Here is an 11,456-nt window from a genome sequence, read left to right on the forward strand (position 1 = left end):
GTGAGCGTCACGCGAGGCGGGCGGCGAGGTTCTCGTCGAGGGTGGCGAGGAACTCCTCGGTGGTCTGCCACTCCTGGTCCTTGCCCACGAGCAGCGCGAGGTCCTTGGTCATCTTCCCGGACTCCACGGACTTGATGACGACGTCCTCGAGGGTCTCGGCGAAGCCGGTGACCTCGGGGGTGTTGTCGAGCTTGCCGCGGTGCTTCAGACCACCGGTCCAGGCGTAGATCGAGGCGATCGGGTTGGTCGAGGTGGGCTTGCCGGCCTGGTGCTGGCGGTAGTGCCGGGTCACGGTGCCGTGCGCGGCCTCGGCCTCGACGGTCTGACCGTCCGGCGTCATGAGCACCGACGTCATCAGGCCGAGGGAGCCGAAGCCCTGGGCGACGGTGTCGGACTGGACGTCGCCGTCGTAGTTCTTGCAGGCCCAGACGTAGCCGCCCTCCCACTTCATGGCAGCGGCGACCATGTCGTCGATGAGGCGGTGCTCGTAGGTCAGGCCCGCGGCGTCGTACTGCGCCTTGTACTCGGCCTCGAAGACCTCGGCGAAGATGTCCTTGAAGGCGCCGTCGTAGGCCTTGAGGATCGTGTTCTTCGTGGAGAGGTACACCGGGTAGTTGCGCTGCAGGCCGTAGGCGAAGGAGGCGCGCGCGAAGTCCGCGATCGAGTTGTTGTAGTTGTACATGCCCATCGCCACGCCGCCGTCCTCGCCGTAGTTGGCGACGACGTGCTGGATCGGCTCCGAGCCGTCCTCGGGGGTGAAGGTCATGGTCAGCTGGCCGGCGCCGGGCACCTTGAAGTTGGTGGCCTTGTACTGGTCGCCGTGGGCGTGACGGCCGATGACGATGGGCTTGGTCCAGCCCGGCACCAGGCGCGGCACGTTGGAGATGATGATCGGCTCGCGGAACACGACGCCCCCGAGGATGTTGCGGATCGTCCCGTTGGGCGAGACCCACATCTTCTTCAGGCCGAACTCCTCCACCCGCGCCTCGTCCGGCGTGATGGTGGCGCACTTGACGCCGACGTGGTGCTCCTTGATCGCGTTCGCGGCGTCGATCGTGATCTGGTCGTCCGTGGCGTCACGGCTCTGGATCGACAGGTCGAAGTAGCGCAGGTCGACGTCGAGGTAGGGATGGATGAGCCGGTCCTTGATGAACTGCCAGATGATCCTGGTCATCTCGTCGCCGTCGAGCTCGACGACGGGGCCCGCCACCTTGATCTTCGCCATGTCCTGCCACACTCCTGACCACCCCCTGTAGGGGGCGCCTCGACTTCGCGGGGCGCCGGGGCACCGGCGCCGCGGACCAGATTACTCGACATCGAGATAAATGCGTGATCGGTCTCACCGATCTAGCAGTGACCACGGTCACCCTGAAGCCGTAGCTGGATGCGCTTGACCCCGCTGCGCGCTTGGCGCCCGCTGCGCGCGGAGGGACCCGGCGCGATCGTGGTCGCTCAGGACGACGACGTCACCCCGGCGTGGCGGACCTCCACCCGGTCCACCCGCCGCCCATCCAACGCCGTGACGGTGAGCACGAGGTCGTCCCAGGTCACCGAGTCGCCGACCTCGGGCACCCGGCCCAGCCCGGCCATGACGAAACCGCCCAAGGTGTCGTAGGGCCCCTCGGGCAGGTCGCGGCCGAGGAGCTTGGCCACCTCCGCCCGCCCGAGCAGGCCCGAGACGTCCTCCCCGGTGCCCTGGGCCACCACCTCGGGCTCCTCCCGGTCGTACTCGTCCTGGATCTCCCCGACGAACTCCTCGACGACGTCCTCCAGCGTGACGATGCCGTCGGTGCCGCCGTACTCGTCGACGACGACGGCGAGGTGCGCGTGGTTCTTGCGCATCTCGGTCAGGACCGACAGCACGCGCGTGCCAGTGGGGAAGAACTCGATCTCCCGGACGAGGTCGCGCACGGTCCGCACGGACGCGTCGGGGTGGATGAGGTCGCGGACGTGGATGAAGCCCAGCACGTCATCGTTGTTCACCCCGCACACCGGGTAGCGGGAGTGCTCCAGGGTGCGCACGAGGGGCTGCGCCTCGTCGATCGGGAGCGCGGCGTCGAGGAACTCGACCTCCGTGCGCGGGGTCATGATCTCCTGGACGGTGCGGTCCCCCACCGAGAGCAGGTCGACCACCATGTCCCGCTCCTCGACCCCGAGCGCCTCGTGCCGGGCGACGAGCGAGCGGAGCTCCTCGGTGCCCATCTGCTCCTTCTGCTCCGACGGATCCCGCCCGAGCAGCCGCATGACCACGTTCACGGACGCACCCAGCAACCAGATCACCGGCCGCATGACGGTCGCGATCCAGTCCAGCGGCGTGGCGGCCGCGAGCGAGAACCGCTCCGCGCTCTGCATCGCGAGCCGCTTGGGCACCAGCTCACCGAACACGAGCGAGAGGTAGGAGATCACCACGGTGGTGGCGACGAACGCCGCCCCGTAGGCGACGCCCGAGGACAGGCCCCATCCCTGCAGGACCGGGGAGAGCATCGGCGCGATCTGGGCAGCACCGAAGGAGGCCGAGAAGAATCCCGCGAGCGTCACGCCGACCTGGACGGCGGAGAGGAAGCGGTTGGAGTCGGAGGTCAGCTTGGCGACCTTGGCGCCCGCGCCGCCGCGCTCGGCCAGCTGGCGCACCTGGCTCTCGCGCAGGGAGACCAGCGCCATCTCCGACGCCGCGAACACCCCGCCCAGCAGCACGAAGAGGAGGACAAGAACCACGTTGAGGGCGAGTTCGCTCACCGGCACATCCTCACACGGCGGTTCGGGGCGGCGGCGTGCCCGCTGGTGGCCGGGCGATCGGCTCTGCTCCCCGGCAGGTCACGCGTCCGTCGGCAGCGCGTCTCCCCACGGCGAGAGATAGGCCAGCGCGACGGCGCCCACCAGCAGCACGACGACGTCGGCCGTGCGGCTCCTCACCGCGGGCATGACGGTCTCGGGCGCCGCGGCGCGCAGCACGGCGCACCCGGCGAGCAGTGCCGCGAGCGCGGTGACCCCCGCCCGGGCGCTGACCGTCACGGACAGCACGCACACGGCGGCGATCGCGAGCACCAGCACGGCCATGATCCCGATCCGGACGCCTCTGGTGCTCGACATGATGGGCCGAGACTACCGTGGCAGCGTGGCCGACCTGCCTGCTGCCTCCCCCACCGAACCGCCCGCCTCGATCGTCGTGGTAGGCGCGGGCCTGGCCGGGCTGCGCACGGTGGCGGAGCTGCGCAGCCGAGGGTTCGTGGGGCGCATCACGGTGGTGGGCGCCGAGACCGTGTCGCCCTACGACCGCCCGCCGCTGTCGAAGGAGCTCTTCGCCCGGACCGAGCCGGTGTGGCTCGCCGGAGAGGGGTTCGGCGAGCTCGCCGACCTCGCCGACCGGGTGCTGCTCGGCCACCACGCGGCCGCCCTGCAGGCCCACGACGACGGCGTCACGCTCACCGTGGCCGCCGACGAGGCCCGAGGCGTCACCGCCGCCGGACACAGCGAGACCATCTCCGCCGACGCCGTCGTGCTCGCCACCGGCGCCTCTCCGGTCTTGCCCGCTGGCTGGGAAGGCGCCTCTGTCCTGCACACCGCCGACGACGCCGCGCGGCTGCGTGCCGCCCTCACCCCCGGCGCCCGGGTCGTCGTGATCGGTGCCGGGTGGATCGGCGCCGAGGTCGCCGGCCAGGCCGCCGCGCGCGGCTGCGCGGTCACCGTGGTCGAGGCGGCCCCGACACCGCTGTACCGCCAGCTCGGTGCCACCCTGGGCGAGCGCACCCGGCCCTGGTACGCCGCGGCCGGCGTCGCGCTGCGCACCGACAGCCCGGTCACCGCGGTCCGCCCCGGCGAGGTCCACGTCGCCGGGCCGGACGGCGCCCCGGAGCGCCTCGCTGCCGACGTCGTGCTGGCTGCGGTCGGGGTGCGGCCGGCCACCGGCTGGCTCGCCGGGGCGTTCCCGCTCACGCCACGTGGCGCACTACAGGTGGACACCGTGGGCCGGGTGGCGGGCGCGCCGTCGTCCGTGCGCGCCGTCGGCGACTGCGTAGACATGGCGGTGCCCGGCGTGGGGCTCGTGCCCGGCGGTCACTGGGACGCGGCGCTGACCCACCCGGCGGCGCTCGCGGCCGACATGCTCGGTCAAGCCCCGCCGCCGCTGGCCGCCCCGTACGTCTTCTCCACCCAGCTCCGCCACGACCTCGCCTTCGTCGGCATGCCCGATGACGCCGCCTCCCTGGTCCTGCGCGGGGATCCCGGCGGCGCGTGGACGGCGCTGCTCGTCGAGCGGGCAACGGACGGCACGACCGGGCGACTCCTCGCCGGGTTCACCGTGGACCGGCCGCGGGACGTCGGGCCGCTGCGCAAGCTCCTGGCCGACGGCACCCGCCCCGTGCTCGACCTGGCAAGGGCAGCCGACCCCGCGATGCAGCTGCGGCGGGCCGCCCTCACGCCCGACCGGGCCGCCGGTCCGGCGTGAAGCGGCCGGCGCGTGCGAAGACCGGGTCCGGCGTGAAGCGGCCGGCGCGTGCGAAGACCGGGGCCGGCGTGACGCACCGCAGCCCCTCCACCCCAAGGCGGTAGTACTTTCCTCAGGCTATTCCTGAGGGAAGTACTACCAGCATGCAGGGTGAGCGGCCGGCGGACCCGCAGGGAAGGGCAGCCAGCCGGAAGGCGTGCACGGCGGGCGGGACGGCCGTCAGCCAGCCGGAAGGCGTGCACGGCAGGCGGGACGGCCGTCAGCCAGCCACTCGCGCCCGGCGCTCCAACGGCGCCTGGTACCCCAGCTGGTCGGACAGCTGCGCCGCGCCCTGCCGGACCAGGTCAACCCAGTACTCCACCGGGCGCGAGTCCCACCGGGCCATCGGCACGGAGGTGCTGATGGCGGCCACCACCTGGCCGGTCATGTCGTGCACAGGAGCGGCCGCGCAGCAGATGTCCCGGCCGGACTCCTCCCGCTCGAACGCCACCCCGCGCGCCCGGACCGCGGCCAGCTCCTCCTCGAGCGCGGGCAGCGTGCGGATGCTCCGCTCGGTGAGCACCGGCAGGTGCTCGGGGTCGGGATACAGCGCGCGCACCGTCTCGACGGGCACGTACGCGAGCATCGCCTTGCCCAGGGAGGTGGAGCTGGCGGGCAGGCGCTGGCCGATGCGCGAGGCCATCGGCACGAGCTCACGCGCCTCGACCTTGGCCAGGTAGAACACCTCGGCGCCCTCGAGCAGCGCCACGCTGACGGTCTCCCCGGAGGCGTTGGAGACCTCCCGCGCGACGTCGTTGGCCGCCTGCAGCATGTCGAAGCGGGCGGAGTAGGCGTTGCCCAGCTGCAGCAGCCGCACGCCGAGCCGGTAGGCGCCGGCGTCGTCCTTCTGCAGGTAGTCCCGGGAGACGAGGGTGGCGAGCAGCTCGTGCACGGTGGTGCGTGGCAGGCCCGTACGGCGCACCACCTGCGGCGCCGTGAGCACCGCGTCGCCGTCCTCGAGGAAGAGCTCGAGGATGTCGAGCGTGCGCAGCACTGCGGGTGTGAGTCGGGCCATGCACCAATGAGTAGCCCGGAATCCCGCAGGAATCAACGCGGCCGACCGTGACCGGGCACGCGCGCAACCGCCGCCGGCCCTTCACCCACGAGCACTGAGCCGCACCGCGCGGGCACTCGAGCTGGGGATGCGCCCACCCTCCCGCGCGAGACGAAACGAGATGGCCGGAACGGTCGAAAAAGTGACCATCCAGGCCATCTCGTTCCGCAGTCGACAGCCTTGAGCGCGCCGAATCGGACCCCATGCAGGACCAAAGGCCCGTTGCAACCGACGAAATCATCACTTAACGTATGACCAACGAAATCTCGAACACCAAGCCGAAATTTCGAACACGCAGCCATCGACGGCGCACAACGAGGTGAAGGGGCAACGCATGGCACCCACGAAAGTAGCTATCATCGGATCGGGGAACATCGGCACCGACCTGATGTTCAAGATCATCCGCGGCAGCGGCAAGCTCGAGCTGGCCGCGATGGTCGGCATCGACCCGGCCTCCGACGGCCTCGCCCGCGCGGCCCGCCTCGGCATCAACGCGGTGTCCACCGGCGTCGACGGCCTCGTCGAGCAGCCGGACTTCCAGGACATCGACATCGTCTTCGACGCCACCTCGGCCGGCGCGCACAAGTACAACGCCAAGGTCCTCGTCGCCGCGAAGCCCAGCATCCGGCTCATCGACCTCACCCCGGCGGCCATCGGCCCGTACTGCGTCCCGGTCGTGAACCTGGACGAGGTCCTCGAGGCGTCCAGCATCAACATGGTCACCTGCGGCGGCCAGGCCACCGTCCCGATCGTCGCGGCCGTGTCCAGCGTGGTCGACGTCGTCTACGCCGAGATCGTCGCCTCCATCGCGTCGAAGTCCGCCGGCCCCGGCACCCGGGCCAACATCGACGAGTTCACCGAGACCACGTCGCGGGCCATCGAGAAGGTCGGCGGCGCCGACCACGGCAAGGCGATCATCGTCCTCAACCCGGCCGAGCCGCCGGTGATGATGCGCGACACCGTCTTCCTGCTCACGCCGGACGCCGACCGGGAGAAGATCTCCCGCGCCGTCGAGGAGCAGGTGGCCCGGGTGGCCGCCTACGTGCCCGGCTACCGCCTCAAGCAGCAGGTCCAGTTCGACGAGATCCCCGCCGACGAGCCCGTCAACGTCCCCGGCGTCGGTGCGTTCTCCGGCCTGAAGATCAGCGTCTTCCTCGAGGTCGAGGGAGCCGCCCACTACCTGCCCGCCTACGCGGGCAACCTCGACATCATGACCTCCGCCGCGCTGCGGACCGCCGAGGTCGTCGCCGAGCACGTGCAGAACCTGGAGGTCACGAAGGCATGATCAACCCCGACGGCAAGCTCTTCATCTCCGACGTGACGCTGCGCGACGGCAGCCACGCCGTGCGCCACCAGTACACGACGGACAACGTCCGCCAGATCGTCGCAGCCCTGGACGCCGCCGGCGTCGACAGCGTCGAGGTCGCCCACGGCGACGGCCTGGCCGGCTCCAGCGTCAACTACGGCTTCGGCCGCCACTCCGACCTGGAGTGGATCGAGGCCGCCGCCGAGACGGCCACGGACATCGCCATCGCGACCCTGCTGCTGCCCGGCATCGGCATCATCCACAACCTCCAGGACGCGGCCGCGGCCGGGGTCAGCTACGTGCGCGTGGCCACCCACTGCACCGAGGCCGACGTCGCCGCCCAGCACATCTCCACAGCCCGTGAGCTCGGCCTCAACACCGCCGGGTTCCTCATGATGAGCCACATGACCCCGCCGGCGAAGCTCGCCGAGCAGGCCAAGCTCATGGAGAGCTACGGCGCCCAGTGCGTCTACGTCGTCGACTCCGCCGGCGCGCAGACCATGACCGACGTGCGCGACCGGGTCACGGCCCTGCGTGACGCGCTCGACCCGGCGACCGAGATCGGTATCCACGCCCACCACAACCTCTCCCTCGGCGTGGCCAACTCCGTCGCCGCCGTCGAGGCCGGCGCGGACCGGGTCGACGCCTCCCTCACCGGCATGGGGGCCGGCGCCGGCAACGCGCCGCTGGAGGTCTTTATCGCCGTCGCCGACAAGCTCGGCTGGAACCACGGCTGCGACGTCTTCGGCCTCATGGACGCCGCGGACGACATCGTCCGCCCGCTCCAGCAGCGCCCCGTCCAGGTCGACCGCGAGACCCTCGGCCTGGGCTACGCCGGCGTGTACAGCTCGTTCCTGCTGCACGCCGAGCGCGCATCGGCCAAGTACGGCATCCCCACCATCGACATCCTGGTCGAGCTGGGCAAGCGCGGCATGGTCGGCGGGCAGGAAGACATGATCGTCGACGTCGCCCTCGACCTGGTCAAGCAGCGCGGGGTGGCGGCGTAGTGAGCTCCGCCTACTCAGGGACGACGGCGGCACCTCGCCCCGTCCCGAACCTGCGGGCCGCGCTGGCCGCGGGGCCGGTGGTGGGCACCTTCCAGGTGCTCGCCTCCCCCGCGGTCACCGAGGTGCTCGCGCTGGCCGGGGCGCAGGTGATCATCCTCGACGCCGAGCACGCGGCCCTGGACGTCACCGCGCTCGAGCACCACGTGCGCGCCGCGCGGTCCGTGGGCGGCTGCGCCGTCGTGCGGGTGCCCGAGATCGGCGCGTACCTCTCCCGGAGCCTCGACCTCGGCGCCGCCGGCGTGATCGTCCCCCGGGTCGAGACCGCCGCGCAGGCCAGACAGGTGGTCGAGGCCGTGCGGTTCCCCCCGCTGGGGGCGCGCGGCTTCGGCGCCGGCCGGGCCTCCGGCTTCGGCCTGCAGATGGCCGGCTACCGCCAGGCGGCGGACGCCGAGACCGCCGTCGTCGTCATGGTCGAGACCCGCCGCGGCCTGGAGAACGTCCACGAGATCGCCGCCGTCGACGGAGTCGACGTCATCATGGTCGGCCCCGCGGACCTCGCCTCCAGCCTCGGCACCGAGGTGGGCAGCGCACAGCACGCCGCGGCGGTCGAGGCCGTCTTCGACGCCGCGCTCGCCGCCGGCCGGCACGTCGGCATGCACTGCGCGGACGCCGCGGAGACGGCGACGTACGCGGCCCGGGGGGCCCGCCTCCTGCTCGTGGCCACCGACTCGCTGTTCCTGGCGGGCTCGGCGGCACGCACGTTCGACGACGCCGCGTCGTCACTCGCGGAGCAACAAGCGGCAAAAACTGGAGAAGAGCAACTTCAAGGAAGAAGGTTCCTGTCATGACGAAGACCGCCCCGGAGGTCGCGTACGCGACCGGCGGCGCAGGCGCAGGTGCGCCCGTGGACAAGTCGCAGCTGATCGACAAGAAGACCCGGATGCGGGCGCTCGGCGGCTCCGCCGTCGGCAGCGCCGTGGAGTGGTACGACTACTTCCTCTACGGCACCATGTCCGGCCTCGTGTTCGGGCCGTTGTTCTTCCCGGCCGAGAGCGCCACCGCCTCGCAGATGCTCGCCCTGGCGTCCTTCGCGCTGGCGTTCGTGATCCGCCCGATCGGCGGCATCGTGTTCAGCCACATCGGCGACCGCATCGGCCGCAAGAAGACCCTCGTCGTCACCCTCACGCTCATGGGCGTGGCCACCGTGGCCATCGGCCTCATGCCCACCTACGCGCAGATCGGCGCCGCGGCGCCGATCCTGCTCACGGTCCTGCGTCTGATCCAGGGCCTGGCCCTGGGCGGCGAGTGGGGCGGCGGCCTGCTCATGGCCGTGGAGTACTCCCCCAAGAAGAGCCGCGGCCTGTACGGGGCGGTCCCCCAGACCGGCGCCCTGTTCGGTCTCGCGCTGGGCAACCTCGCCGTCGTCGCCGCCGACGGGATCTTCACCGAGGAGCAGTTCCTCTCCTTCGGCTGGCGCATCCCGTTCCTGCTCTCCGTGGTCCTGGTGGCCGTGGGCCTGTGGATCCGGAACAAGGTCGCCGAGACTCCCTCGTTCCAGAAGGTCAAGGACTCCGGCACGACGGCGAAGGTCCCGCTGGTCGAGACCCTCAAGAACCACTGGCGCCAGGTGCTCGTGGTCATCGGCGCGAAGTTCATCGAGACCTCGACGTTCTTCATCTTCGCGACCTTCACGGTCAGCTACGCCGTCAGCCTCGGCTTCACCCGCGGCGAGGCCCTCAACGCCGTCCTCATCGCCGCGGTGGTCGCCATCCCGGTCATGCTCGGTGTCGGGTCGCTCTCCGACCGCATCGGCCGCAAGAAGATGTTCGTCGCCGGCACCGTCGCGGTGATGCTCTACATCGTCCCGTTCTTCTGGATGATGAACCAGGGTTCCGCGGTGCTGCTGACCGTCGCCTGCGTGCTCGGCTTCGGCGTGATCTGGTCGATGTACGGCGCCGTCCTGGGCACCCTCTTCGCCGAGAGCTTCAGCGCCGACGTCCGCTACACCGGTGCCTCGCTGGGCTACCAGATCGGTGCGGCCCTCGTGGGCGGCCCCGCCCCGCTGATCGCCACGGCGCTGCTCACCGCGTACTCGGGCAGCTACATCCCGATCGGGCTGTTCGTCATCGCCTGCGGCATCGTCTCCCTGATCGCCGTCCGCTTCGCCAAGGAGCGCGCCGGCCAGGACCTGGACGACTAAGTAGGCAGAAGTAGCGCGAGATGTCATCTCCTCCGTGAGAAGTCATCTCCTCGGCGAGATGTGGAAGGCCCCGGCCAATCGGCCGGGGCCTTTCCTCGTTTCACGATCGAGGGGCAGGGCCCGATCCGTTGACCCACGACCAGCAGGACCGAGTCCGTTGACTCACGACCAGCAGGACCGAGTCAGCCGGTATATCCGTGGCCTCAGCGCCACAATTCAGTGAGCTGCTCGGCAAGGGCTGTGCCCTGGTTGTAGCCAGCTCGAGCGGCGGCCGGACGCAGCGACAGATCCATGGCATGGGCGCCAAACATGTGCTCGGAGCTGCTGTCCGGGAAGATCGTTTCGACTCTGCTGCCGCGTGCGCGAAGTTCGTCGACCTGCGTGGCAAGCTGCATGCCCCACTCCTGCGGGTGCCGTGATCTGCCGCCGAATGGTGACAGCACCAGCACCCTCTTGTATCCGGCTGCCAGATCCGCGTTCTCGTTGCGTCGGTAGCCGCCGTCGATGTACCGGTTGTCGCCGATGTGCCAAGGCAGGCCGCTGGCAGTGCTGGCGGCGACGGCATCCACCAGATCGACCCCGCTGTGACGGTCGAACACCACCGGTTCACCGGTACGGGCATCGACCGCCGTGATGAACATCTTTGTGTCGGGCCAGTGCTGGCTGGGCAGCCGGGCGGCGACGGTAGCGCGCCACCGCCCTTGCCCGGAACCGTCCGAGCCCGCAGCCATCTCGAGCGCCGCCGCACCCATCCTGCGGCGCATGTCGGCCGCATCGTTGGCGGCGGCTATGATTCGGCTCGTTCTCTCCAGATGGTCGGCCACTGGCCCCACGGGAACTCGTCTAGCGTCTGATTCGCCCTGGCCGGTCCGTGGCTGAGGCGCGGCCGTAAGGATGGCGGCGAGCAGCTCGGTCGGGGTCGCACTCGTGATCTGCGCCGCGGCCGTCGCTCCGGCCGACGTCCCGATGATCAGATCGGCCTCGGCCACCTCCAGCCCGGCATCGAACAGGCCGGCAATCACACCGATCAGCCACGCGTTGCCCGTCGATCCGCCACCACCGAGGACCAACGCCCGCTCGCCCGCGGCGGGCACCCGCCTGGTGGCGTCGACCTGCGGCTCATCCTGGTCGGACCTCGGCCGCTCGGAGCCGGTCGTCGAGGTGAAGCGCAGAGGTGAAGAAGGCGTTGCGTTCATGGGAGGGGCCTCTCGCGAGTTTCCTGTGGGGCACTCCCGGTGGCGACTAGCTCAGTCGCGCGATCGTGGACTGCAGGGGAGCACCCACTGCGGACACTGCGTTCACGGGTCTCACCTCCTGCCGACGGCTCACGATCGCCAAAAACGCTAGCACTCCGACGGCGAGCGGGCGCGCGGCGTCATGCCGGTTGCCGTGCCGCCAGCAGACCT

10 protein-coding genes are annotated in these 11,456 nt (G+C 70.8%); 5 read left to right on the forward strand and 5 right to left on the reverse strand.

The window, feature by feature from the left end; genetic code table 11:
• Window positions 1-7 precede the first annotated feature (7 nt).
• From FE374_RS15230 to FE374_RS15240, 3 genes are all read right to left on the reverse strand, one after another.
• Entirely contained in the window at window positions 8-1,225 is a 1,218-nt protein-coding gene (locus tag FE374_RS15230) for an NADP-dependent isocitrate dehydrogenase (RefSeq protein WP_139930032.1), read from the reverse strand.
• Between the two features lie 227 nt (window positions 1,226-1,452).
• Complete coding sequence (locus FE374_RS15235; protein WP_139930033.1) at window positions 1,453-2,736, reverse strand: hemolysin family protein; 1,284 nt, start codon at window positions 2,734-2,736, stop codon at window positions 1,453-1,455.
• Window positions 2,737-2,814: 78 nt separating this feature from the next.
• On the reverse strand, window positions 2,815-3,090 hold the full coding sequence (locus tag FE374_RS15240; RefSeq protein WP_139930034.1) for a DUF3017 domain-containing protein: 276 nt from the start codon (window positions 3,088-3,090) through the stop codon (window positions 2,815-2,817).
• A gap of 25 nt (window positions 3,091-3,115) precedes the next feature.
• On the opposite strand from FE374_RS15240, the gene FE374_RS15245 reads away from it, so the two are divergent.
• The gene (locus tag FE374_RS15245; protein ID WP_230978339.1) at window positions 3,116-4,444 is read left to right on the forward strand and encodes an NAD(P)/FAD-dependent oxidoreductase; all 1,329 of its coding nucleotides are present in this window, start codon (window positions 3,116-3,118) and stop codon (window positions 4,442-4,444) included.
• Between the two features lie 259 nt (window positions 4,445-4,703).
• Here FE374_RS15245 and FE374_RS15250 read toward each other — a convergent pair whose 3' ends face one another.
• A complete protein-coding gene (locus tag FE374_RS15250; protein WP_139930035.1) occupies window positions 4,704-5,498 on the reverse strand; it encodes an IclR family transcriptional regulator in 795 nt (264 codons plus the stop codon).
• Between the two features lie 373 nt (window positions 5,499-5,871).
• Between FE374_RS15250 and FE374_RS15255 the strand changes: the two genes are divergently transcribed.
• Genes FE374_RS15255 through FE374_RS15270 form a run of 4 tightly spaced genes read left to right on the forward strand, consistent with a single transcriptional unit; the run spans window position 5,872 to window position 10,050 of the window.
• A complete protein-coding gene (locus FE374_RS15255) occupies window positions 5,872-6,822 on the forward strand; it encodes an acetaldehyde dehydrogenase (acetylating) (RefSeq protein WP_139930036.1) in 951 nt (316 codons plus the stop codon).
• The gene (gene dmpG, locus FE374_RS15260) at window positions 6,819-7,850 is read left to right on the forward strand and encodes a 4-hydroxy-2-oxovalerate aldolase (protein WP_139930037.1); all 1,032 of its coding nucleotides are present in this window, start codon (window positions 6,819-6,821) and stop codon (window positions 7,848-7,850) included. The genes FE374_RS15255 and dmpG overlap by 4 nt, the downstream gene beginning before the upstream one ends.
• Entirely contained in the window at window positions 7,850-8,698 is an 849-nt protein-coding gene (locus tag FE374_RS15265) for an HpcH/HpaI aldolase family protein (protein ID WP_139930038.1), read from the forward strand. Before dmpG ends, FE374_RS15265 begins: the two co-directional genes overlap by 1 nt.
• Window positions 8,695-10,050 carry an MFS transporter gene (locus FE374_RS15270; RefSeq protein ID WP_139930039.1) on the forward strand — a complete coding sequence of 452 codons (1,356 nt, stop codon included), beginning with the start codon at window positions 8,695-8,697 and terminating at the stop codon, window positions 10,048-10,050. The genes FE374_RS15265 and FE374_RS15270 overlap by 4 nt, the downstream gene beginning before the upstream one ends.
• Before the next feature lie 203 nt (window positions 10,051-10,253).
• Here FE374_RS15270 and FE374_RS15275 read toward each other — a convergent pair whose 3' ends face one another.
• A complete protein-coding gene (locus FE374_RS15275) occupies window positions 10,254-11,246 on the reverse strand; it encodes a patatin-like phospholipase family protein (protein WP_139930040.1) in 993 nt (330 codons plus the stop codon).
• Between the last annotated feature and the right edge of the window lie 210 nt (window positions 11,247-11,456).

Origin of the sequence: Georgenia yuyongxinii (genome assembly GCF_006352065.1) — a bacterium.
Classification (GTDB): Bacteria; Actinomycetota; Actinomycetes; order Actinomycetales; family Actinomycetaceae; genus Georgenia; species Georgenia yuyongxinii.